This is a genomic window from Enterobacter sp. MF024 (assembly GCF_005843915.1).
Lineage (GTDB): Bacteria > Pseudomonadota > Gammaproteobacteria > Enterobacterales > Enterobacteriaceae > Enterobacter > Enterobacter barmai.
The window spans coordinates 118,282-142,985 of sequence record NZ_VCBB01000011.1 but is presented as its reverse complement, the minus strand read 5'-3'; the positions used below and the strand labels follow the sequence as shown (position 1 = coordinate 142,985).

The following is a 24,704-nucleotide window of genomic DNA, read 5'->3' as shown; positions in this document are numbered from 1 at the left end:
CAGGGCTATTGTAATCAACAGGGAAAGACGATAAACGTCCCGTAAGGAGCTCACTTGATTACACATATTAGCCCGCTTGGCTCAATGGATATGTTGTCGCAGCTGGAAGTGGACATGCTCAAGAGCACGGCCAGCAGCGATTTATATCAACTGTTTCGCAACTGTTCGCTTGCCGTTCTGAACTCCGGTAGCCTCACCGACAACAGCAAAGAGTTGCTGTCCCGCTTTGAAAGCTTTGACATTAACGTTCTGCGTCGCGAACGCGGCGTGAAGCTGGAGCTGATTAATCCACCTGAAGATGCCTTTGTGGACGGACGCATTATTCGTGCGCTGCAGGCCAACCTGTTTGCCGTCCTGCGCGATATCCTGTTCGTGAATGGCCAGATCAGTAACGCCGGTCGTTTCCAGCATCTGAACCTGGAGAGCTCGGTCCATATCACCAACCTGGTGTTCTCTATTCTGCGTAACGCCCGCGCCCTGCACGTGGGTGAAGCCCCGAGCATGGTGGTGTGCTGGGGTGGTCACTCCATCAACGAAACCGAATATCTCTACGCCCGTCGCGTGGGTACCCAGCTGGGTCTGCGCGAGCTGAACATCTGCACAGGCTGCGGCCCGGGTGCGATGGAAGCGCCCATGAAAGGTGCAGCTGTGGGCCATGCGCAGCAGCGCTACAAAGAGGGGCGCTTCATCGGCATGACCGAGCCGTCGATCATCGCCGCAGAGCCGCCTAACCCGCTGGTTAACGAACTGATCATCATGCCGGACATCGAGAAGCGTCTGGAGGCGTTTGTCCGCATCGCTCACGGGATTATCATCTTCCCGGGCGGCGTAGGTACGGCAGAAGAGTTGCTCTATCTGCTGGGCATTCTGATGCATCCGGCTAACCAGGATCAGGTCCTGCCGCTGATCCTCACCGGGCCGAAAGAGAGCGCTGACTACTTCCGCGTGCTGGATGAGTTCATCGTGCATACGCTCGGCGAGACGGCGCGTCGTCACTACCGCATTATCATTGACGATGCCGCAGAAGTGGCTCGCCTGATGAAAAAGGCGATGCCGCTGGTGAAAGAGAACCGTCGCGATACCGGGGATGCCTACAGCTTTAACTGGTCAATTCGCATTGCGCCGGATCTGCAGATCCCGTTTGAGCCGTCCCATGAAAATATGGCAAACCTGAAACTGTATCCGGATCAGCCTGTTGAGACGCTGGCCGCCGACCTGCGCCGCGCCTTCTCGGGCATTGTGGCGGGTAACGTGAAAGAGGTGGGTATCCAGGCCATTGAAGAGTTTGGTCCGTATAAGATCCATGGCGACCGCGAAATGATGCGCCGCATGGACGATCTGCTGCAGGGCTTTGTCGCCCAGCACCGTATGAAACTCCCCGGCACTGCCTATATCCCCTGCTACGAGATTTGCGCATAACCTCTGTGTCCGGCAGCCTGCCGGACACCTTCTCACTCGCCTGGTCGCCGGGAATGGTTATAGCCGCCCGGCTTTTTTATTGCCTTCAGTAACATGGCCTGCGTTGTAACATCATCGTTACTTATATTTCCGTTATTTCATAACACAACGCAAACGATTACGTGGTTTTACAGAGCGTGATAAATTACCCCTAAACACCATAAAGCATTAAAAAATGCTCTAAACAGGCGCTTTTACAGCGTATGCCTCCTATCTTACAGGGCTGTCTGGTACGCCACATATCGTTGATGGTAGCCTTCGCGCCCAGAAATTCGTCGTGATGATTTATTAGCAGATAAATGGTCTAAAGATACCCACCTCAAAAGTAGATTATTGCATTTGAGATCGGGATCACTGATAGATCCATTACGAAAATGTATCTTTCCGCCCGCTGATAGTTACGGAGAAAAATCATATAAAAACCGTCACTGAGCGAATTTCATATTACGTTTAGCTCTTTTTGCATCGAATTTGACCAGAAACCTGACATTAGCTACTCCTGGAGACACAGATGGAAACCACTCAAACCAGCACCGTTGCTTCGATTGAAACCCGAAGCGGATGGCGTAAAACCGATACCATGTGGATGCTTGGCCTGTACGGCACGGCAATCGGCGCTGGTGTTCTCTTCCTGCCTATTAACGCGGGTGTTGGCGGCTTGATTCCGCTGATCATCATGGCAATCATTGCGTTCCCGATGACCTACTTCGCACACCGCGGCCTGACCCGTTTTGTGCTGTCCGGTAAAAACCCGGGTGAAGACATCACCGAAGTGGTTGAAGAGCATTTCGGCATTGGCGCAGGTAAGCTGATTACCCTGCTCTACTTCTTCGCAATTTACCCAATCCTGCTGGTGTATAGCGTGGCGATCACCAACACCGTTGACAGCTTCATGACCCACCAGCTGGGCATGACGCCGCCACCGCGCGCCATTCTGTCGCTGATCCTGATTGTCGGCATGATGACTATCGTGCGCTTCGGTGAGCAGATGATTGTTAAAGCGATGAGCGTGCTGGTGTTCCCGTTCGTTATTGCCCTGATGGTGCTGGCCTGCTACCTGATCCCACAGTGGAACGGCGCGGCGCTGGAAACCCTCTCCCTGAGCAGCGCGTCTGCTACCGGTAACGGCCTGTGGATGACCCTGTGGCTGGCAATCCCGGTAATGGTCTTCTCCTTCAACCACTCCCCGATCATCTCCTCCTTCGCGGTAGCGAAGCGTGAAGAGTACGGTCAGGGTGCCGAGAAGAAGTGCTCCAGCATCCTGGCTCGCGCTCACGTGATGATGGTGCTGACCGTTATGTTCTTCGTCTTCAGCTGCGTACTGAGCCTCTCCCCGGCGGATCTGGCGGCGGCAAAAGAGCAGAACATCTCGATTCTCTCTTACCTGGCAAACCACTTTAATGCACCGGTTATTGCCTGGATGGCGCCAATCATCGCGATTATCGCTATCACCAAATCCTTCCTCGGCCACTACCTGGGCGCACGTGAAGGCTTTAACGGCATGGTGATTAAATCTCTGCGCGGCAAAGGCAAGAGCATTGAAATCAACAAGCTGAACAAGATCACTGCTCTGTTCATGCTGCTGACCACCTGGGCGGTTGCGACCCTGAACCCGAGCATCCTCGGCATGATCGAAACCCTGGGCGGTCCGGTTATCGCGATGATCCTGTTCCTGATGCCGATGTACGCGATTCAGAAAGTGCCAGCGATGCGTAAATACAGCGGCCATATCAGCAACGTCTTCGTTGTGATTATGGGTCTGATTGCTATCTCCGCTATCTTCTTCTCGCTGTTCGCTTAATTCCTCCCGCGCCGTCTTCGGACGGCGCACTCTTCTCCTCTGACGTAAAGCAACGGACGCATCATGATTAGCGTTTTCGATATTTTTAAAATTGGTATTGGTCCTTCCAGCTCGCACACCGTCGGGCCAATGAAAGCGGGTAAACAGTTCACGGACGATCTTATTGCGCGCGGAATGCTGCACGACACTACCCGCGTGGTTGTTGATGTCTATGGCTCCCTGTCGCTGACCGGCAAAGGTCACCATACCGATATCGCCATCATTATGGGCCTGGCGGGCAACCTGCCGGATAGCGTTGATATTGACGCCATCCCGACCTTTATCCAGGACGTAAACACCCACGGCCGCCTGCTGCTGGCCAACGGTGAACATGAAGTCGAGTTCCCGGTTGATCGCTGCATGAATTTCCATGCCGACAACCTGTCGCTGCACGAAAACGGCATGCGGATCACCGCCCTCGCAGGCGACAAGGCCATTTACAGCCAAACCTATTACTCCATCGGCGGCGGTTTTATCGTCGACGAAGACCATTTTGGGCAGCAGGACAGCGCGCCTGTCGCGGTCCCTTATCCGTATAAATCGGCAGCCGATCTCCAGCGCCATTGCCATGAGAGTGGTCTGTCACTCTCCGGCCTGATGATGCAAAACGAGCTGGCATTGCACAGCAAAGCAGAACTGGAGCAGCACTTTGCCAGCGTCTGGGAAGTGATGCGCGGCGGTATCGAACGCGGTATCACTACCGAAGGCGTTCTGCCGGGCAAACTGCGCGTCCCGCGCCGTGCTGCGGCCCTGCGCCGGATGCTGGTCAGCAGCGACAAAACCACCAGCGATCCGATGGCGGTCGTTGACTGGATCAACATGTTCGCGCTGGCGGTGAACGAAGAGAACGCCGCGGGTGGCCGCGTGGTCACGGCCCCGACCAACGGTGCCTGCGGTATCGTTCCTGCGGTGCTGGCCTATTACGACAAATTCATCCGTGAAGTGAACGCCAACTCGCTGGCCCGCTATCTGCTGGTCACCAGCGCCATTGGCTCGCTGTATAAGATGAACGCTTCGATCTCGGGCGCGGAAGTGGGCTGCCAGGGTGAAGTGGGCGTGGCCTGCTCCATGGCGGCGGCGGGTCTGGCAGAACTGTTGGGCGGTAGCCCGGCGCAGGTCTGCATCGCGGCAGAAATCGGTATGGAGCATAACCTGGGTCTGACCTGCGATCCGGTTGCCGGTCAGGTGCAGGTGCCCTGTATCGAACGTAACGCGATAGCCTCCGTGAAGGCGGTTAACGCCGCACGTATGGCGCTGCGCCGTACCAGCGAGCCGCGCGTCTGCCTCGATAAAGTGATCGAAACCATGTATGAAACCGGGAAAGACATGAACGCCAAATACCGCGAAACCTCTCGCGGTGGCCTGGCGATGAAGATTGTCACCTGCGACTAAGCCTGAAAAAGGAGCCTTGTTTTGCGAGGCTCCTTCCCGTTCTTCCCGCCTCTCGTAGTTTCATTCCGCCGACGGTGTTACCCTTAATCCACTGGATATAAGAGGGATTATCTGTGGCTGTTCATTTACTTATTGTCGACGCGCTGAACCTTATCCGCCGTATTCACGCGGTACAGGGTACGCCCTGCAAGGATACCTGCCTGAATGCGCTGGAGCAGCTTATTCGCCACAGCCAGCCCAGCCATGTGGTCGCCGTGTTTGATGATGAGGCGCGTAACAGCGGCTGGCGTCATCAGCGTCTGCCGGATTACAAAGCCGGACGTGCGCCGATGCCGGACGATCTGCACGCCGAAATGCCGATGATACGCGCCGCCTTTGAGCAACGCGGCGTGCCCTGCTGGGGCGCTCAGGGCAACGAAGCCGACGATCTCGCTGCCACTCTGGCGGTTAAAGTCGCCAGCGCCGGGCATCAGGCCACGATTGTCTCGACGGACAAAGGCTACTGCCAGCTGCTTTCCCCCACCATCCGCATCCGCGACTATTTCCAGAAACGCTGGCTTGATGCCCCCTTTATTGCCGCTGAGTTTGGCGTATCGCCCCAGCAGCTGCCGGATTACTGGGGGCTCGCGGGGATCAGCAGTTCAAAAGTGCCGGGCGTGGCGGGCATTGGCCCGAAAAGCGCGGCTCAGTTGCTGACAGACTTTCAGGATCTGGAAGGGATTTACGCGCGTCTGGATGAGGCGCCGGAAAAATGGCGTAAAAAACTGGAGGCCCACAAAGAGATGGCCTTTATCTGCCGGGACGTGGCGCGATTGCAAACGGATTTACAGCTAGACGGGAATTTGCAGCAGCTACGGTTAGATCGAGTATGAATGTTTGCCCGGTGGCGCTACGCTTACCGGTCCTGGGGGGACGAGTGTTGTTGTAGGCCCGGTAAGCGCAGCGCCACCGGGCGTTATATACGTTATCGCTCGTCGCGACGTCCACCTACGGCAGCCCACCAGCGGCGCACGTGCACCGTCACCTCTTCGCGGTCATGGTACAGCTGACGCGCCTGGATCTCGGCATTAATGCCATGCTCCTGAAGTTGGGTCTGAATGTACGCCAGGTTCTGGGAAACCTCTTCGTAGCGTTTTTTCATCGGCAGCTTGAGGTTGAAGATCGCCTCGCGGCACCAGCCGTTGACCAGCCAGGTCGCCATCAGCGCCGCCACTTTCGCCGGTTTCTCCACCATGTCGCACACCAGCCAGGTGATGTTATTGCGGTTCGGACGATAGCGGAAACCGTCTTCACGCAGCCAGGTCACCTGGCCGGTATCCATCAGACTTTGCGCAATCGGGCCGTTATCAATGGAGTAGACCCACATGTTGCGTTTCACCAGCTGATAGGTCCAGCCGCCCGGACAGGCCCCCAGATCCACCGCATACATGCCGTTTGCCAGACGCTCATCCCACTCGTCGGCCGGAATGAAGATATGGAACGCCTCTTCCAGCTTGAGGGTGGAACGGCTCGGCGCATCGGAAGGGAACTTAAGGCGCGGGATCCCCATATAAAACGGCGAGTTGTTAGTCGTATAAGAATACCCGGTGTAGCAACAGCCCGGGGCGATAAAGAAGACATGCACCACCGGACGCTTTGGCGTCTCGTAGTTGGTCAGTACGCCGCTGTCACGCAGCGCAGCGCGCAGCGGCACGGTGAATTTACGGCAGAACTTCATCAGCTCTTTGCTTTCGTTGGTGTCTGCAACCTCAACGCGCAGTTCACCGCCCTTCTCCACCACGCCCTGCAGCATACCGGCGATAGGGGTAATGCGATCTTCTGGCGGCAGATCCTGCAGCAGCTCGCTGGCGACAAACATCTGGCGGGCAAAAATCAGCGAGCTGAACGGCAGGTCGCGAACCAGTTTATCCGCGTCTTCTGGCTGATAGCATTCGAAAACAACATAGCCCGCATTCTCTTTAACACGAGCAAAACCAAAGACTTCGCGCTTCGCGGCTTTATCAGTAATTTCCGCGGCACACTCTTTTTCAAAGCCCGGGCGACAATATAAGACAACTTTATTCATGAACAACGCCCTTGCGTTTCAGACGGAACGAACCGATTAACATTAAAACCCACCCGACCAGGAAGCTGACGCCACCTACCGGGGTAACAAACGCCCACAGGCGTAAATGCGACAGCGCAAGGCAGTAGAGGCTACCGCTGAACAGCACGGTACCCAGCGCCATAAATACGCTGCTCCAGTAAAACCAGATGCTGATGCGACGCTGCATCGCCACCGCCAGTCCGAAGATCGCCAGGGTATGAAACGCCTGATATTCCAGACCGGTGTGGATCCAGCCCATCTCGACCACACCCAATGATTTACGTAATACATGTGCGCCAAAGGCGCCCAGCGCAACAAAAATAAAGCCACTCACCGCGGCAAAAATCAGCATAAAACGGCTGGTCATGTTTTTGTCCTGAAGTTATGCGCGTCCTGCGCGCAAAAGTATTTACTCGTACCTGAAGCGGAATTTTTCTTGCTCGTTGGCCGCCTTTGCCAGGATCCACTGGCGAAACGCGGCTATTTTACCCAGTTCTGCCTGACTGTCATGACAAACCAGATAAAATGCGTTCTTGCTGACCAAAACATCATTAAAGGGGCAAACCAGGCGGCCTGCCTCAATCTCGGACTGCGCCATCACGTTGTTGGCCAACGCCACGCCCTGTCCGTGGATGGCAGCCTGTAACACCATCGCGCTGTGGCTGAAGATGGGGCCCTGCTGCACATTTATATGGTTAAGACCGAGCTGGCGGGTATAAGTTTGCCAGTCGCGGCGAGAAGCATCGTGTAAAAGCGTGTGCTGCGCCAGATTCTCCGGCGCTTTTAACGCTTTTTCGCCTGTTAAGAGTAGTGGCGAGCAGACCGGCAGCAAATATTCTGCGTACAATTTTTCGACGCGCAGGCCCGGCCAGTTACCGCGGCCATAAAAAATCGCGACGTCGACATCGTCTGCCAACTTGTCTTCCTGACGGTCGACCGCCTGGATTCGAACGTCGATTCCCGGATAAGCTGAGTTAAAGCTGGAGAGCCTCGGCACCAGCCACTGAATGGCAAAACTGGGTAAAAGACTGACCGTCAGGGCCCCTTTCGCACTCCGCGCCTGTAGCTTACGGGTGGCCTCGGTGAGCTGAGAAAATATCTCTTTAATATCCTGAAAATAGCTCTGCCCCTCTTCCGTCAGAAGCAGGGAACGGTTGCGGCGGCGGAACAGCTTGAGGCCCAGAAAATCCTCGAGGGACTTGATTTGATGACTTACTGCGGCCTGAGTCACAAAAAGCTCATCGGCCGCGCGGGTGAAGCTTAAATGGCGCGCGGCAGCATCAAATACACGTAATGCATTAAGTGGTGGTAATCGCTTGGACATGGTTATCTGGCTTAGATGTTAACGGCTTTTAACAAACAGGAAACAACGTTTAACCTATTAGTTTTTTTTATCTGAGCCATTATAAATTGTCCGTTGAGGAACTACCAGCAAATACCTATAGTGGCGGCACTTCCTGAGCCGGAACGAAAAGCTTTTTTTGGAATGCGTGTTCTGATGGGCTTTTGGCTTACGGTTGTGATGTTGTGTTGTTGTGTTTGCAATTGGTCTGCGATTCAGACCACGGTAGGAAAACTACCACCTTTTCACTTCCTGTACATTTACCCTGTCTGTCCATAGTGATTAATGTAGCACCGCCCAATTGCGGTGCTTTTTTTTGTCTGCTGTATCCTTACTTGTTCAGCTCAACCATCTCTTTCACATCACTGCGGTTGATCTGCTGTTTGTTCCCGTTCGCATCCTTATACGAGATCATACCGGTATCATTATCTGTCTGCGGCTTACCTTCTGACACGATGGAGCGGCCGTCATTGGTGTGCATCACGTAGTTATTACCAGAACAGGCGCTCAGGGCAAAAGTAAGCATACAGGCAGAGGCAATTGCGATAGTCTTTTTCATTTTCTTCTCCTTTAGCAATAAATGCTATTCAAAGCGTGTTTTATAACAGGCTAAAACATTCTCCAGACACACTTTCAGCATAACCTGCTTCGTCTGTTGCGCCAGGATAAACAGACAATTCCGATAGAGATCAACCTCCTTGCCCTGCCGGGGAAATTGCGCGACGATCTGATCATCACGAAGAGGAATTCCATGAACGCATTCAGCCCTGCCCATTTTCGCGCGCAGTTTCCGGCGCTGGCCGATGCTGGCGTCTATCTCGATAGCGCCGCAACCGCCCTCAAGCCTCAGGCGGTGATCGAGGCCACCCACCAGTTTTACAGCCTGAGCGCGGGCAACGTGCATCGCAGCCAGTTTGCCGAGGCGCAACGCTTAACCGCGCGCTACGAAGCGGCGCGGGATCAGGTTGCCCGTCTGCTCAATGCCGAAAGCGGTAAAAACATTGTCTGGACGCGCGGGACAACCGAAGCCATCAACATGGTGGCGCAATGCTACGCCCGCCCGCGCCTGCAGCCGGGGGATGAGATTATCGTCAGCGAGGCGGAGCATCACGCTAACCTCGTGCCCTGGCTGATGGTTGCCGAACAGACCGGCGCGAAGGTGGTGAAGCTCCCCCTGGGCGCTGATTTGTTGGCAGATGTCGCCCGCCTGCCTGAATTTATCACCCCGCGCAGCCGCATCCTCGCGCTGGGGCAGATGTCTAACGTAACCGGCGGCTGCCCGGATCTCGCCCGCGCTATCAGCCTCGCCCATGCCAGCGGGATGGTGGTGGTGGTGGATGGCGCGCAGGGGGTAGTGCATTTCCCGGCGGATGTTCAGCAGCTGGATATCGACTTCTATGCTTTCTCCGGACACAAACTGTACGGCCCGACCGGAATCGGCGCGCTGTATGGCAAAGCGGCGCTGCTGGAAGAGATGACCCCGTGGCTCGGCGGCGGCAAGATGATCACCGAGGTGACCTTCGACGGCTTCAAAACTCAGGAAGTGCCCTATCGTCTGGAAGCCGGAACGCCAAACGTCGCGGGGGTCATTGGCCTGAGCGCGGCGCTGGAGTGGCTGGCGGATATCGACCTGCAGCAGGCGGAGAGCTGGAGTCGCGGGCTGGCGACGCTGGCAGAAGAGGCGCTGAAACAACGCCCCGGTTTTCGCTCATTCCGCGTGCAGGATTCGAGCCTGCTGGCGTTCGATTTTGCCGGCGTCCATCACAGCGACATGGTGACGCTGCTGGCGGAGTACGGCATCGCCCTGCGCGCCGGTCAGCACTGCGCCCAGCCGCTGCTGGCGGCGCTGGGCGTTAACGGCACGCTGCGCGCCTCGTTTGCCCCCTATAACACCCAAAGCGATGTCGACGCGCTGGTTGCCGCCGTCGATCGCGCCCTTGCTTTACTGGTGGATTAATGACAAGCCCAACTCTGGCCGGACACCCGTTCGGCACCGTCATCACTGAAGAGACGTTAAAACAGACCTTCGCCCCGCTAAACCAGTGGGAAGATAAATATCGCCAGCTGATCCTGTTGGGCAAACAGCTGCCTGCGCTGTCCGATGAGCTTAAGGCCCAGGCGAAAGAGATCCCCGGCTGTGAGAACCGCGTCTGGCTTGGGGTCACGCGTATTGGGGATAAGCTGCATTTTTATGGCGACAGCGAAGGACGTATTGTTCGCGGCTTGCTGGCCGTGCTGCTGACGGCCATTGAGGGGAAAAGCGCCGCACAGATCCTGGGCGAAAATCCGCTGGACCTGTTTGATGCACTGGGGCTTCGCGGCCAGCTCAGCGCCTCGCGCAGCCAGGGGCTGACTGCGCTCAGTGAAGCGGTGCTGGAGGCGGCGCGTCAGGCCTGACGTTCCGCCTTCGCCATCATCTTTTTCAGGGCATGAGACACGGCGATAAAACCAAAGCTCGCGGTCACCATGGTGGCCGCGCCAAACCCGGAGGCACAGTCCATCCGTTTTGGCCCTTCTGCGGTACTCTTCATGGCACACACCGAACCGTCCGCCTGCGGGTAGACCAGCGCTTCCGTTGAAAAGACGCAGTCGATGCCCAGCTTGCCCTTACTGTTTTTCACCACGCCAAAATCGCTTTTCAGGCGCTCGCGCAGCTTAGCCGCCAGCGGATCCTGAATGGTTTTCGCCAGGTCAGCCACCTGGATCTGCGTCGGGTCAATCTGCCCGCCCGCTCCGCCGGTGGTCACCAGCGGCACTTTATTGCGACGACACCAGGCGATGAGGGCCGCTTTCGGGCGTACGCTGTCGATGGCGTCAATCACGTAGCTGTAGCCGGCGCCCATGTATTGCGCCACGTTATCGGCAGTCACGAAATCATCAATCACGGTGACGCGACATTCCGGGTTGATCTGGCGAATGCGCTCCGCCATCACCTCTGACTTTGCCAGCCCGACGCTGTCGCGCAGGGCGTGGATCTGCCGGTTGGTGTTGGTGACGCAGACATCATCCATGTCGATTAGCGTAATGGCGCCGATCCCGGTTCGTGCCAGCGCTTCCGCCGCCCATGAACCCACGCCGCCAATACCGACCACGCAGATGTGTGCATCGGCAAACAGCTGCAGGGCTTTTTCACCATATAAACGCGCGGTGCCACCAAAACGCTGGCGCCAGGCTTCGCTCATTACCACAGACATAAGACCTCAGATGTAAAAAGGGTGAGAGTTGCCCCTCACCCCGGAAAACATAGCGTCAATATTACCACACTCAGCCGCTAAACACGTTGCCCGCGCCTGCTGCGGATTTCAGCACCCATACGCGTCCGTAATGGTTATACCAGCCTGCACGGTGGCCGGCATCGGCACCAATGCCCTGATAAATATCGAAGTGCTGGCCTTTAATCGCGCCGCCAACGTCCAGCGCCACCATCAGACGCAGCTCGTACTGGCCGCTGAACTTGCCTTCATTATTCAGCAGCGGGACTTCTGCCAGCAGCGTGGTGCCCGGCGGGATCACCGTCTTGTCTGAAGCCACCGACGCACGGCCAATCAGCGGTACCGCGCTTGCCCCTTTCACCGGCGCAAAGTTTTGCGGTTTAAAGAAGACAAACGACGGGTTCTGCTCCAGCAGCTCGCGCACCTCATATTCGCTGTGCTTCTCGCCCCACTCGCGGATCGCCTGCATCGACATATCTTCGCGTTTCACTTCCCCACGGTCGATCAGCACCTTACCGATACTACGATACGCATGGCCGTTCTTGCCGGAGTAGCTAAAGAAGTTAAGCGGGCTGCCGTCACCAAAATCGATATAGCCGCTGCCCTGCACGTCCATGATGAAGTTATCCATCAGCGAGTTGCTGTAGGCGAGGACATAGTTGTCGCTCAGGGCACCCGAGTAGATTTCGGCGCGGGACGGCAGGCGGCCGCGTTTTGGCGGCATGCGGTAAATAGGATATTTGAACTCACCCTGTGCGGTATGGCGCGCCTGCACCACCGGGGTGTAGTAGCCGGTAAACTGGACGTTACCGTAGTTGTCGGTGCCTTCCATCTGCCAGGCGTCGATACCGTACTGGCGCATGGTGCGGGTATCGCCCCCGGCACGTAACCAGTCCTGCACGGCGTTATAGACGGCGTTCTGCGAGCCATACAGCCGCGGCGACGCGGTGCGGATCTGGTTTACCTGCTCCGCGAAGTCTCCGCCATTAATAGGCGCGCCCACGGCGTCCGGCTGGTTCACTAAAGAGAAAGGCTGGGTCAGTTTCCCGTCTTTATATTGCTGACCGCGATCGGTCGGTTTGGAGGAACAGGCAGCCAGAATAGCTACTATCGCGCCCGTCATCAGATACTTCGCCCAATGTCCTTTCATATATCCCATCTATAAGTTGCCCGATTCTGCGCACCGAAGATAACAAACCGGCAGGGGTATTGAAATGCGATTACCTTCCCTCACGCAAATTTTGCGCAAAAAACAGTCTAACTGTCGTTATTGCGGGCAACACAACGCCTAATTTGGTGATTTTTACGAAAAAGGGTTGCAACAAAAAGTCAGCAGAGTATAGTGCGCTTCCACGGACGCGGGGTGGAGCAGCCTGGTAGCTCGTCGGGCTCATAACCCGAAGGTCGTCGGTTCAAATCCGGCCCCCGCAACCAATTAAAATTTGATGAAGTATCTTCTGCAAAGCAGAAAGACGGACGCGGGGTGGAGCAGCCTGGTAGCTCGTCGGGCTCATAACCCGAAGGTCGTCGGTTCAAATCCGGCCCCCGCAACCAATCAAATTTAAAGAAGTACAAGCAGTACGGTGCCGCGGGGTGGAGCAGCCTGGTAGCTCGTCGGGCTCATAACCCGAAGGTCGTCGGTTCAAATCCGGCCCCCGCAACCAACACTTCTGAAAACAATAAACACCCTTTCGGGTGTTTTTTTGTTTTTGTCGCCAGCCCACCCGTAGGCCCGCGCAAGCGCAGCGCCGCCGGGCTATGGTGAGGTTATCCGCGTCTTGCCAGCGTCGCCCCATCCGAGAAGTAAGCCTTAATCCCTGACAGTATCGACTCTGCCACTTCCTGCTGGAACTTCGCCGTCTTGAGTTTGCGCTCCTCTTCCACGTTACTGATAAACGCGGTTTCCACCAGAATCGACGGGATATCCGGCGCTTTTAACACCGCAAAACCGGCCTGCTCAACGCTGTTCTTATGCAGCTTGTTCACATTGCCGAGCTTACCCAGCACCGCTTTGCCAAACTTCAGGCTGTCGGTGATGGTCAGCGACTGCACCATATCGAACATGGTGTGGTCGACGTAGCGATCCCCGCTCTTTCCCACCCCACCGATAAGGTCAGAGGCGTTCTGGGTATCAGCAAGATAGCGTGCGGCGGTACTGGTCGCCCCTTTTGTGGAGAGGGCAAACACCGATGAACCGCTCGGCTGACGGCTGGTAAAGGCGTCAGCATGGATGGAGACGAACAGATCCGCGCGCTGCTTTTGCGCTTTCGCGACCCGCACCTTCAGCGGAATAAAGACATCTTCGTTACGCGTCATGTACGCGCGCATATTGCCTTCCCGGTCGATCAGGGACTTCAGGCGACGGGCGATCTGCAGCACCACGTCTTTTTCCCGCGTCCGGTATTTGCCTACCGCGCCGGAGTCCTCTCCGCCGTGCCCAGGATCGAGCATGATCACAATCGGGCGATCGCGCCCGGCTTTGCCCGGCTGCGGGCCGCTTTGCGCTGGCGGCACCTGTTTTTCGAGATCGCCTTTATTGTAATCTTCCAGCAGGGCCAGCAACGGATCCTGAATATCGGTCGCGTTGGCAGGATAGAGATCCATCACCAGACGCTCTTTAAAGCCCGCCACCGGTGCCAGGGCAAACAGCTGCGGTTTCACGTTCTGCTTAAGTTCAAACACCATGCGCACGGTTTTCGGATCAAACTGCCCGACCCGCGCGGACTTGATGAAAGGATCGTCGCCGCGGATCTGGGCGCTCATTCCCTTCAGTACCGAGTTAAGATTTACGCCTTCGATATCCACCACTATCCGTTCCGGGTTGCTCAGAGCGAATTGCTTATAGTTCAGCACCCGGTTCGACTCGACCGTCACGCGTGTATAGGTCGACGATGGCCAGACACGCACCGCGACGACCTGACTGACGGCGGCAAGTCCTACCTGACTGACGCTAAGCAACCACATTGCTCCGGCCCCTTGTAACAGGCGGCGACGACTTAATGCTTTACTGGATCCCGACATGCTTCTCCCGAGCAAAGATATCGAATAACTTTTCATAACGTCCAAATTGACCGAAAACTTTAGCGAATGATGCATAACCTGTCATCCATAAAAGGGTAAACAATCATGCGTTAACGATAACTTCGCTGAATCTTTTCTTTGCTTCGCAGGAAATTTTGGCTTGCGCGCAAGGGCATATTCGAATAAAAATACAAAAATTACGAATAAACATTCATTGAGGGGTTATGCCGTGGTGAAGGAACGTAGAATCGAACTGGTCCAGGGATTCCGTCATTCTGTTCCCTATATCAACGCCCACCGGGGAAAGACGTTTGTCGTCATGCTGGGTGGCGAAGCCATTGAGCATGAAAATTTCTCCAGCATAGTCAATGATATAGGCCTGCTGCACAGCCTGGGGATCCGCCTGGTGGTTGTTTATGGCGCCCGCCCGCAGATCGAACAGAATCTGGCCGCGCACCATCACGAGCCGATCTATCACAAGCATACCCGCGTTACCGACGCCAAAACGCTGGAGCTGGTTAAGCAGGCAGCCGGTCTGCTGCAGCTGGATATCACCGCGCGCCTGTCGATGAGCCTCAACAACACCCCGCTGCAAGGGGCGCACATTAACGTGGTCAGCGGTAATTTTATTATCGCCCAGCCGCTTGGCGTGGATGACGGTGTGGATTATTGCCACAGCGGACGTATTCGTCGTATTGATGAAGAGGCCATCCATCGCCAGCTCGACGGCGGTGCGATTGTGCTGACCGGCCCGGTCGCCGTCTCCGTCACCGGCGAAAGCTTTAACCTCACCTCCGAAGAGATTGCCACCCAGCTGGCGATCAAGCTTAAGGCTGAGAAAATGATCGGCTTCTGCTCCTCTCAGGGGGTGACCAACGAGCTGGGGAATATCGTCTCCGAGCTGTTCCCGAACGAAGCCCAGGCGCGCGTCGACGCGCTCGAGGCGCAGGGTGATTATTACTCCGGCACCGTGCGTTTTCTGCGCGGCGCAATCAAAGCCTGCCGCAGCGGCGTGCGCCGCAGCCACCTGATCAGCTATCAGGAAGATGGTGCCCTGCTGCAGGAGCTGTTCTCTCGCGACGGCATCGGAACGCAGATTGTGATGGAGAGCGCGGAGCAAATTCGTCGCGCCACCATCAACGACATCGGCGGCATTCTGGAGCTTATCCGCCCGCTGGAGCAGCAGGGGATCCTGGTGCGTCGCTCCCGCGAGCAGCTGGAGATGGAGATCGACAAGTTCACGATTATTCAGCGTGATAACCTGACCATCGCCTGTGCGGCGCTCTATCCCTTCCCGGAAGAGAAGATCGGCGAGATGGCCTGCGTGGCGGTGCATCCTGACTACCGCAGCTCGTCGCGCGGCGAAGTGTTGCTGGAGCGAATTGCTCTCCAGGCACGCCAGATGGGGCTGAGCAAGCTGTTCGTGCTGACCACCCGCAGCATTCACTGGTTCCAGGAGCGGGGGTTCAGCCCGGTGGACATTGATTCCCTGCCGGAAACCAAGAAAGAGATGTATAACTATCAGCGTCGTTCTAAGGTGCTGATGGCGGATCTGGGATAAGCTCTTCCCTCTCCCATCAGGTTTAGGGATCACCACAATAAATATTGGCACGGTCTGCCCCCTCTCCATTCAGGGAGAGGGCTGGGGTGAGGGGGAACATGCGGCTGTGGTGGTGGTTCCGTTCACTGTATCTTTTGTGCTTCTCTGTCAGCTCCGTCACCCGTGAACGTGCTAAGTGGGCTCGCCGCCGCCCCCTTAGCAATCCCGGCTCCCGGCAAAGAAAATCGCCGCTTCGCGGTGCACTCAGCTTATTCCCGCAGGCTTTTGGGTCGGGTACCAGCCTGCATCCATGCAGGCTATACCCTCTCGGCGCGTCCCTGCGCCTCGCCCCGGCCTGCGGTCAACGCTTCGCCGATTTTCAGCCGAACGAGGCAGTCGCTTTAAGTCATTTATTATCCTGAAATTATTTCATCGCATCAAACATACGAAAATTACTGGGGATTCTTCAACCCATTGGGAGAAGGAATAATCACAGGGTCTCAAAAATCGCACTCAGGCCGCTGCGCCGCTCTGTACGGGTGGTGACGGCCTGGGTCAGCACGCCTTCATCTGCATACAGCGACAGCCGCCGACGGGCGCGGGTAATGGCGGTATAGACCAGCTCGCGGGTGACGACCGGGGAGATCTGGTTAGGTAAAATCAGCGCCGCATGATCGAACTCAGAGCCCTGGGATTTATGCACCGTCATAGCCCAGGCGGTTTCATGTTCCGGCAGGCGGCTGGGCTGGACCGATTTCACGCTGCCATCGGGCATCTGGAACCAGACGCGCAAACCCTGGCCGCGATCCAGCGCAATGCCAATATCGCCGTTAAACAGCCCCAGCGCGCTGTCGTTGCGTGAGATCATCACCGGCCTTCCCTCATACCAGCGCGAAGGCGGCTGGCGACCAATCCGCCGTTTTTGCGCCAGCACCTGCTCCAGCCTTTCGTTAAGTCCGGCAACGCCAAATGGCCCATCCCGCAAGGCACACAGCAACTGGAAGCCGCCAAATGCAGCCAGAATGTCTGCTTCGGAGGCCTGCTGCTGCACGCTGTCCAGAAAGTGTTGATACCCCTGCAGGGCATCTTCGAGCATCACCAGATACTCTTCCCCGCTCTGAAGCTGTTTTTTCTCGATATCACTGAATTTGCCGTCAAATACCGAGCGGATAGCGTGACGATCGCCGCGGTTGACCGCCGCCGCCAGCTGTCCGATGCCTGAATCGCTGCCGAAACGGTAGCTTTTTTGCAGCAGGCACAGGCTGTCGCGCAGCGCACCCGCCACCGGGCTGACGTTGCCCTCCATCTCGCATCCCGTCATGCTGGCGAGCTCCTGCGCGCGCTGGACGGTAAATCCGGCGCTGGCCCAGGTACAGATGTCTCCCAGCACCGCGCCCGCTTCGACGGAGGCCAGCTGATCGCGATCGCCCAGGAAGATCACCCGGGCATGAGGCGGCAGGGCGTCGATCAGGCGGGACATCATCGTCAGGTCGATCATCGAGGCTTCATCCACCACCAGCACATCCAGATGCAGCGGATTTCCGGCATGGTAGCGCAGGCGCTGGCTGCCCGGCTGCGCGCCGAGCAGACGGTGCAGCGTGCTCGCTTCCGTCGGGAATCGCGTACGCTGAGCGTCGGTCAGGGGGAGTTTTTGCAGGGCACCGCCCAGAGATTCGGTCAGGCGCGCGGCGGCTTTACCGGTCGGTGCCGCCAGGCGAATACGGCATTTCTGCTCTCCCGCCATCTGGATTAACGCTGCCAGCAGGCGGGCAACGGTGGTGGTTTTACCCGTACCCGGCCCGCCGGAAATCACCGAGATGCGCCGCGTTAACGCGACCGCCGCGGCCACCTTTTGCCAGTTGACGGCTTCATCAGAGGTGAACAGCGCGTTCAGGGTACGCTGAACGTCGGCGCTGTCATGAGGCAAAGGCTGGTTGGCTTCGCTAAAGAAGCTGGCCACCGCCCGCTCGTAGCGCCACATCCGGTTGAGATAGAGCCGCTCGCCGGTCAGCACCAGCGGCGTCGGTTCATCCCCGGTACTCACCGCGCGGGAGCGCAGGAGCGTGGCTTCCCAGTCCGGCTCTTCGTCAAACAGGGCAAAGCAGGGCTGTAACGCGGCGCTTTTCGCCTCGGCCCGCAGTCGCGACAGCGGCAGGCAAACGTGCCCTTCTCCCGTATCACGGCTTAAAACTGCCGCCGCCAGCATCACCGCCGGCTCGTCGTTACCGGCCACCATCATCGCAAACTGCACATCCAGACGACGCAGCACGCGCTGCTCTACGGCCTCCAGCAAGTGTTCCTGCATCGTCATTGTGTTAGCTCCTCGTTACTGGCTGAAAACAGGCTATCCATTTGATCAATTAACGCTTCATCCGGGCGGGTGGCAAAGCAACCGGCACCCGGCGAACTGCCATCCACCCCACGTAAAAACAGGTAGATCACCCCACCGAAATGCTGTTGATAGTCATAGTCGGCAATACGGTGACGTAAATAACGGTGCAGCGCCAGGGTGTAGAGCTGGTACTGCAGATCGTAGCGATGGGACTGCATCGCCCTGGCCATGGCCTGCGGGGTGTACGCTTCGCTGTTTTCCCCCAGCCAGTTGGATTTATAGTCCAGCAGGTAGTAGCGGCCATTGTGGCGGAACACCAGGTCGATAAAGCCTTTCAGCATGCCGCGCACCTGACGAAAATCGAGCGGTGGGCAGCCCTGCGACAGGGGATCGTACTCGCGGATCAGTGCATCCAGCGCATCGGCGGTGAGCGGTCCGGCCACGGGCAGATAAAACTCCATCTCAACCTGTTTATCAGCAGCCTTTAGCCTGCTCAGCGAGATGCCCTCCTCATTGAGCGGGGTCTCCAGCACCTGGGCGATCCAGCGGGTCAACACCGGCTCCCAGTGGGCGTCATAGCCCCCTTTTTGCAGCATCTCCAGCACCCACTCCGGGGAGACGGGCTGCGTAAAATCGAGCGCTTCAAACAGGCTGTGTAAAAAGGTCCCCGGCGAGGCCCCGCGCGGGAACTGGTGCGGGGTCAGCTCAGGCTGCTGCGGCACATCGCCGGTGCCCGAGGCATCAACGTCGAGGCGCGGCATCAGATCCTGGGCGATACTGTGCCCGTTCTGCTGTAACCCGGAATAGCTGGTAACCCGCCAGTCGTCGAACAGGGAGCGGGCCACCTGCCGCGCCTGCAGATCCGGCATTACCGGCTCCGGCATGTGCCAGCGGGCGGTGTCTGCCACACCCGCAAGCTGCAGCGCGATGTGGTCGTTGCAGAGCGCCTCCAGGCACTGGCGCAGACCGGCGGCGTCTTTCGGCTCGCCGCGCTGGATCAGACGCCCGAGCGCGCTCAGGTGAAAATCGCTGTCGCCAGATTTTTCACCCCGACGGCGGAACAGCGGCGCCACGCCTAAGCTGCAGTGCCACACCGAACGGGTTAACGCCACATACAGCAGACGCAGATCTTCCGCCAGCCGCTCGGCCTCGGCCAGCTCCACGCTGTCGTCGGCCTTGCTGAGGTCGAGCACCGCTTCAAAGGTTTTACGATCGTGGTAAAAGGCCTGATCCTGCACCCGGTAATTGGCAATAAAAGGCAGCCAGACCAGGGGGTATTCCAGCCCTTTCGATTTGTGAATAGTGACGATTTTGACCAGGTGCTTGTCACTTTCGAGACGCATTTGCTGGCTTGAAGCATTGCTGTTTGGCTCGGCGATGTGCTGCGCCAGCCAGCGCACCAGGGCGTACTCGCTCTCAAGCTGCGCGCCCGCCTCCTGCAGCAGTTCGCTGATGTGCAGAATATCGGTCAGGCGGCGTTCGCCTCCGGCGGTGGCCAGCATATTTTCAGCGATGTTGCGCTGGGTCATGATGTCGCGCAGCATCGCCATGACGCCCCGCTTCTGCCAGCGTTCACGGTAGCGGGTAAACTCCTCTACCGCCTCATCCCAGAGAACCTCACTGTTATTCAGCGTATCGATATCCTGGGCGTTAAGACCGAGCATGGCGCTTGCCAGCGCGCTGCGCAGAGTGCTTTCACGCTCCGGTGCCAGCACCGCCTGCAGCAGCCAGAGCATCTCCTGGGCTTCCAGCGTTTCAAACACGCTGTCGCGGTTTGAGAGATAGACCGAAGGAATGCTCAGCAGGGTCAGCGCATCGCGGATCAGCGCCGCCTCCTGGCGGCTGCGCACCAGCACCGTAATGTCCGACGCCTTCACCGGCTGGGCGTCATCGCCCCGGTGCAGGATCGCTTCGCCGCGCACCCCGGCGCTAAGCCAGTCGCGGATTTGTGCCGCGCAGTGCTGGGCCATAAAGGTCTGGTAATCCCCGACGCCGCACCCCTCGCCCTCCATCAGCCAGATGCTCATCGCTGGCTGGAAGTCGCCCTTATACTCGAAATGCAGCGTGGCGTTCCTCGGGGCGGATTTGACCGGTAAAAAAGGGATTTCCCGGAACATGAAGGCGTCGTTCATCTGTGAGAAGAGTGTATTCACACTGTCGACCATGCCGGGCGCCGAGCGCCAGTTGGTGTCCAGCGTGTAGTGCGCGGCCACTTCGCCACGCGCTTTCATATAGGTGAAGATATCCGCCCCACGGAACGCGTAGATCGCCTGTTTCGGGTCGCCAATCAGCAGCAGTGCAGTATCAGGCTGCTGACGCCAGATGCGGCGGAAAATGCGGTACTGCTGGGGATCGGTATCCTGAAATTCGTCGATCATCGCCACCGGAAAACGACCCCGGATAGCGGCGGCCAGCGCCTCGCCATTGTCGCTGTTCAGGGCTTCATCAAGACGGCTGAGCATATCGTCAAAACCGAGTTCGCCGCGACGGCGTTTTTCGCGCGCCACCGTTTCGCGGATCTCTGCCAGCGCGCGGGTAATCATTAGATCGTTAAGGGTCAGCGGCTCTGCCAGCAGGGTGTCGATGGCGACAAACAGCGGGTGTTCAGGCACCTCGCCGCCCGCTTTCGTGCGCTCAGCAAGGAACGACTGGGAGAATTTTTCCAGCGCGTCAGGCAGCTGATAGCTGTGCTTCTCTTCCTGAGCCCAGGCGGTGATGCGCTCGATATACTTTGCCTGATTGCCGCGGTTAAACTTGCGCCGGTCGATGCCGGAGCGCTCAATCACCGCCTCGATTTCTGCCACGCTGTCAGACCACTGCTGTTTCATGGTGGCAATTAGGCCGACGATTTTCTCATGGCGGGACGCCAGCGTTTCGTCCGCAGGCGGAGCAGATTTAATGACCGGGGCTTCCCCCTGAAGATAGCGATCGATGGCCCGCAGCAGCTCCTCCGGGCCTTTCCACAATCCGTGTACCGCTTCGGCAATGTCGCGTGGCAAGGGATAACAGTGGCGACGCCAGAAGTCGGCGCATGCCTGGTAGCGCAGCTGGGATTCATCTTCGATCAGCTGTTGCTCAAAGAGCATGCCGGATTCAAAGGCGTTCAGGCTGAGCATGCGCTGGCAGAAGCCGTGGATAGTGAACACCGCGGCCTCATCCATCTGCCGTTCCGCCAGCAGCAGCCACTGGGCCGCCTGCTGTTTATCGTTAATCTCTTCCAGCAGGCTGGCGTACAGCGGGTTATCCGTGCTCTGTCTCAGGCAGGCGATGCGCAGTTCATGAATATTGGAGCGGATACGGCCGCGCAGCTCTTCCGTCGCGGCTTCGGTGAAGGTCACCACCAGCAGCTCTTCCACGCTGAGCGGGCGGCTGAAGGCTGCGCTGCCGCCCAGGCCGAGCAGCAGTCGCAGATAGAGTGCCGCGATGGTGAAAGTTTTTCCGGTTCCCGCTGAGGCCTCTATCAGTCGCTCCCCCTGTAACGGTAAACGTAAGGGGTTAAGGGACTCAGCGGTATCGGTCATTCGTTCTTACTCCTGGGCAAAGATTGCTGCAATGCGCTCACGCTCTTCCATACCGTCCAGCCTGCAGGCGGGGCGACGTCGGCTTTTTTACTCTGGCTACCGGAAACCTGTGACAGGATAGCCATCCCCTGCGGGGCAACCACCGCCTGGTGGAAGAAGTCGGCCACTTTCTGTGGCGTGAGCTGTTTTATCTCGGCCACTACTTTATCACGCGAATCGAAGCGCATATTACCCCGATCAAAATCTTTGCTGATCTTTGACGCTTCTTCAGCCAGCGTCTGCGGCGGCTGCATCATCTGGGTAATGACCGCCTGCTGGATCTGGGCAAACTCTTCTGGCTTCATAGCGCGCAGCTTCGCTTCCGCCTGCGGGAAGAAGGCCTGGAAACGCTGCCAGAGATAATCCGGCTGTTTATCACTGCTCTGCAGCAGGAAGCCCATCCCCCACTGGCGGCCAACGTTCATCGAGAAGGCAAAGACGGCATAGCCCAGTTGCTCTTCGGTACGTAACTGGGTGTAGAACCAGGGCTGCACGATTTGTCCGAGCATGGCGCTGTATGCCGAGCTGGCGTATTCGTCATAGCCGGTCGGGACAAAGACCGCTGCCAGCGCGGAATCCGTGCTGCTGCCTGCTTTGTCGAATATCACGTTCTGCTGTTTTTCGACCAGCACGTCCTGGTTACGACACCATTCAGTCCCCTTCGCACCCAGCTGTGTACGCACGTCCCGCGCCAGGGTTTTCGCCTGATCTTCGCTCATGTTGCCCACGACCAGGAACTCCGGGCGGGCGTTGGTTTTCAGCGCGGCACGATAGGCCATCACCTCGTCGAGGGTGATGGACGGCAGCAGCGCCCGGCGCTCTTCGCGCTGGAAATAGGGAACCTGGGAGAGCATCTGCACCGGCATGATGGCCTGGTCGAAGGCTTTGCCTTTTTCGGCGGAGTCCATCATCTGCGCATACCAGGATTTCGCCTGCTCAAGCTGCTCCCCAGTGGCGGTGTAGCTGAAATAGCCTTCCAGCAACGCCTTGAACAGCTGCGGCAGACGCTGGGTGTAACCGTTGGCGTTCAGCATCAGGCCATTGTTGGCGTTGGTTGAGAAACCGATCCCGCCTACCGCGGCCTGGTTGCTGAGCTGATCCAGCGCGATACCCGCCAGATAGTCATTCAGCGCGAACATCACCTGATTTTTAGCAGTGTCCATCGCCGCAGGGTTACGCAGCACCATGCTGACGTTAGCTTTCGGCTCGCTGGCGAAATAGCGGCTGGGGGTATAGACCACGCGCAGGTCAGGTTCATCCACAATCAGCTGCGGTTTTGGATACTCTTTTGTGGGCTTGATCAGGGTGAAATCATCCGGGATATAGGGGTTCACCTCCGGCAGCTTGAGGGCGATGCCAGCGGCTCTCTTCTGCCAGTCGGCGAAAGTTTGCTCGCTGATTTTGTCCACCTGGTACTCGGCATTCACAAAGTAGGCCGTTTTGTTATGCGGCTCGTTCGGGCTGATATACCAGATACGGGCGTTCTGCGGCGTCATCATCGCCAGGCGGGCTTTAACGGCATCAGCATCGTATTTATCGGCGATGTTGACCGCATCCAGCGTATGCTCAACCGGCACGCGGATCATAGTGTCCGCCAGCCACTCGACGTAGTCCATATCGCGGGTGATGGAAGGATAACGGAAGTCGAGGTCCAGCACGTGCGCCAGTTCGTCGAAGTAGCGTTTATCCACGCCTTTATCGCGCAGCAGCGAGAGGTAGCTGAAAATCGCGGCGACAACCTCGTCGCGATGGGCCAGCCCTTTATCGGTTAAGGTGGCGGAGATCGCCAGCACACCGCTGTTGCCGTTGACGACAGGATCGGAGTCCGCGCGGATACCTTCCACCAGCCCCTGCTTTTGCAGCCAGTCGGAGAGCGTGTCCGGGCTCCGGTTGCCAATCAGATAGTTAACCAGTTCGTCGGTTTTGCTGCGAAACTGCGCAGTATTGTTATCAATACGGAATTCAACGCGCAGCACCTTACGCGGCATCGCAGGAACATAGTGAATGATTAACCCTTTCTGGGCGTCGGTGACCACCGGAACGGTAGTTTCCGGGCGGGTAATATTTTTATTCGGCACGCGACCATAGGTCTGGGCCGCCAGCTGCGCCAGTTCCGGCAGCGGCTTATTGCTGTACACCACGGCCTTCATCAGGTTAGCGGAGTAGTATTTGTCGCGGAATGCGTGCAGTGCGTCGAGCACCGGGCTGCCCGGTTTATCGCTCAGCGTCTCAAGGTTACCGCCGGAGAAGCGAGAGCCGGGGTGCGCAGGGTTGATGGTTTCGGCGCTGACCTGCGCCATACGCATACCGTCCCGGGTACGCGCCAGCGTCAGCTCCGAGTTAACGGCGTTGCGCTCACGATCGGCATATTTTTTATCCAGCAGCGGCGCGGCAATGGCGTCCGCAAGACGATCGACTGCACCTTCCAGCGCATCGTTTTCGACTTCCAGATAAAAAGCCGTCCGGTAGGGCGCGGTGCTGGCGTTATGGCTGCCACCGTGCATTTTTAAAAATTCGGCCAGGCTGTCAGGCTGCGGATACTTCTTTGAGCCCATCAGGGTCATGTGCTCAAGATAGTGCGCCAGTCCCGGATGGGATTCCGGATCTTCCAGCGAGCCCACCGGCACCACCAGCGCCGACAGTGACTTTACGGCCTGAGGGTCGGAAACCAGCAGCACGACCATCCCGTTATCGAGGCGGATCGCCTGATAGTCACGGGTGTCTTTATCACTTTTGCGGATCGTTTCCTGAACGGGTTGCCAACCGGTATTTGCCTGACTGAGGGGGGCCCAAAGAGCGACGAACAAAACCAACGATTTCAACAAGGTGCTGCCTGGCATTCACTACCTCTTCATCACGGACATCATCATTAACAAGCTTCGTGCCGGACAAGCCAGCATCTCTTTGTTTTGGTACATCAG

At 57.6% G+C, this 24,704-nt stretch carries 17 protein-coding genes and 3 tRNA genes; 10 read left to right on the top strand and 10 right to left on the bottom strand.

Features of this window, described 5'->3' with window-relative positions:
• Positions 1–54 precede the first annotated feature (54 nt).
• The 4 genes from ppnN to xni all read left to right on the top strand — a co-directional run bounded on the left by ppnN (position 55) and on the right by xni (position 5,562).
• A complete protein-coding gene (gene ppnN, locus FFB58_RS17445) occupies positions 55–1,419 on the top strand; it encodes a nucleotide 5'-monophosphate nucleosidase PpnN (protein WP_039029923.1) in 1,365 nt (454 codons plus the stop codon).
• 550 nt (positions 1,420–1,969) lie between these two features.
• Positions 1,970–3,259: an HAAAP family serine/threonine permease gene (locus tag FFB58_RS17440; protein WP_039029922.1), complete on the top strand. Its 1,290-nt coding sequence runs from the start codon at positions 1,970–1,972 to the stop codon at positions 3,257–3,259.
• A 63-nt stretch (positions 3,260–3,322) separates the two neighbouring features.
• Positions 3,323–4,690, top strand: a complete 1,368-nt coding sequence (locus FFB58_RS17435; RefSeq protein ID WP_039029921.1) for an L-serine ammonia-lyase — start codon at positions 3,323–3,325, stop codon at positions 4,688–4,690.
• A gap of 113 nt (positions 4,691–4,803) precedes the next feature.
• Positions 4,804–5,562 (top strand): flap endonuclease Xni, encoded by a 759-nt coding sequence (xni, locus tag FFB58_RS17430; protein WP_138370540.1) that lies wholly within the window; start codon positions 4,804–4,806, stop codon positions 5,560–5,562.
• Positions 5,563–5,654: 92 nt separating this feature from the next.
• Here the strand turns inward: xni and rlmM are convergent, their stop codons facing one another.
• The 4 genes from rlmM to FFB58_RS17410 all read right to left on the bottom strand — a co-directional run bounded on the left by rlmM (position 5,655) and on the right by FFB58_RS17410 (position 8,677).
• Entirely contained in the window at positions 5,655–6,755 is a 1,101-nt protein-coding gene (gene rlmM / locus FFB58_RS17425) for a 23S rRNA (cytidine(2498)-2'-O)-methyltransferase RlmM (protein ID WP_039029919.1), read from the bottom strand.
• Positions 6,748–7,143 carry a DUF423 domain-containing protein gene (locus FFB58_RS17420; protein ID WP_039029918.1) on the bottom strand — a complete coding sequence of 132 codons (396 nt, stop codon included), beginning with the start codon at positions 7,141–7,143 and terminating at the stop codon, positions 6,748–6,750. Before FFB58_RS17420 ends, rlmM begins: the two co-directional genes overlap by 8 nt.
• A gap of 42 nt (positions 7,144–7,185) precedes the next feature.
• Positions 7,186–8,100, bottom strand: a complete 915-nt coding sequence (gene gcvA / locus FFB58_RS17415; protein WP_039029917.1) for a glycine cleavage system transcriptional regulator GcvA — start codon at positions 8,098–8,100, stop codon at positions 7,186–7,188.
• 349 nt (positions 8,101–8,449) lie between these two features.
• Entirely contained in the window at positions 8,450–8,677 is a 228-nt protein-coding gene (locus tag FFB58_RS17410; RefSeq protein ID WP_039029916.1) for a YgdI/YgdR family lipoprotein, read from the bottom strand.
• A 192-nt stretch (positions 8,678–8,869) separates the two neighbouring features.
• On the opposite strand from FFB58_RS17410, the gene csdA reads away from it, so the two are divergent.
• A complete protein-coding gene (csdA, locus tag FFB58_RS17405) occupies positions 8,870–10,075 on the top strand; it encodes a cysteine desulfurase CsdA (protein WP_039029914.1) in 1,206 nt (401 codons plus the stop codon).
• Positions 10,075–10,515 carry a cysteine desulfurase sulfur acceptor subunit CsdE gene (csdE, locus tag FFB58_RS17400; protein ID WP_138370539.1) on the top strand — a complete coding sequence of 147 codons (441 nt, stop codon included), beginning with the start codon at positions 10,075–10,077 and terminating at the stop codon, positions 10,513–10,515. Before csdA ends, csdE begins: the two co-directional genes overlap by 1 nt.
• Here csdE and tcdA read toward each other — a convergent pair.
• Positions 10,506–11,312: a tRNA cyclic N6-threonylcarbamoyladenosine(37) synthase TcdA gene (tcdA, locus tag FFB58_RS17395; protein ID WP_138370538.1), complete on the bottom strand. Its 807-nt coding sequence runs from the start codon at positions 11,310–11,312 to the stop codon at positions 10,506–10,508. The genes csdE and tcdA overlap by 10 nt on opposite strands.
• Before the next feature lie 70 nt (positions 11,313–11,382).
• A complete protein-coding gene (gene mltA, locus FFB58_RS17390) occupies positions 11,383–12,480 on the bottom strand; it encodes a murein transglycosylase A (RefSeq protein ID WP_138370537.1) in 1,098 nt (365 codons plus the stop codon).
• A 207-nt stretch (positions 12,481–12,687) separates the two neighbouring features.
• Here mltA and FFB58_RS17385 point away from each other — a divergent pair.
• The 3 genes from FFB58_RS17385 to FFB58_RS17375 all read left to right on the top strand — a co-directional run bounded on the left by FFB58_RS17385 (position 12,688) and on the right by FFB58_RS17375 (position 12,994).
• Positions 12,688–12,764: transfer RNA gene (locus tag FFB58_RS17385), tRNA-Met, on the top strand.
• 43 nt (positions 12,765–12,807) lie between these two features.
• Positions 12,808–12,884 (top strand) — tRNA-Met (locus FFB58_RS17380).
• Between the two features lie 33 nt (positions 12,885–12,917).
• Positions 12,918–12,994: transfer RNA gene (locus tag FFB58_RS17375), tRNA-Met, on the top strand.
• Positions 12,995–13,097: 103 nt separating this feature from the next.
• Here the strand turns inward: FFB58_RS17375 and amiC are convergent.
• Entirely contained in the window at positions 13,098–14,351 is a 1,254-nt protein-coding gene (amiC, locus tag FFB58_RS17370) for an N-acetylmuramoyl-L-alanine amidase AmiC (RefSeq protein WP_138370536.1), read from the bottom strand.
• 229 nt (positions 14,352–14,580) lie between these two features.
• Here amiC and argA point away from each other — a divergent pair, with 229 nt between their 5' ends.
• Positions 14,581–15,912 carry an amino-acid N-acetyltransferase gene (gene argA, locus FFB58_RS17365; protein WP_039029909.1) on the top strand — a complete coding sequence of 444 codons (1,332 nt, stop codon included), beginning with the start codon at positions 14,581–14,583 and terminating at the stop codon, positions 15,910–15,912.
• 469 nt (positions 15,913–16,381) lie between these two features.
• On the opposite strand, the gene recD is transcribed toward argA, so the two are convergent.
• From recD to ptrA, 3 genes are read right to left on the bottom strand one after another with little or no spacing between them, the layout of a single operon-like run.
• Positions 16,382–18,202 (bottom strand): exodeoxyribonuclease V subunit alpha, encoded by a 1,821-nt coding sequence (recD, locus tag FFB58_RS17355; protein ID WP_138370535.1) that lies wholly within the window; start codon positions 18,200–18,202, stop codon positions 16,382–16,384.
• On the bottom strand, positions 18,199–21,744 hold the full coding sequence (gene recB / locus FFB58_RS17350) for an exodeoxyribonuclease V subunit beta (RefSeq protein WP_138370534.1): 3,546 nt from the start codon (positions 21,742–21,744) through the stop codon (positions 18,199–18,201). The genes recD and recB overlap by 4 nt, the downstream gene beginning before the upstream one ends.
• Positions 21,741–24,623, bottom strand: a complete 2,883-nt coding sequence (ptrA, locus tag FFB58_RS17345) for a pitrilysin (protein ID WP_138370533.1) — start codon at positions 24,621–24,623, stop codon at positions 21,741–21,743. The genes recB and ptrA overlap by 4 nt, the downstream gene beginning before the upstream one ends.
• Positions 24,624–24,704: the final 81 nt, after the last annotated feature.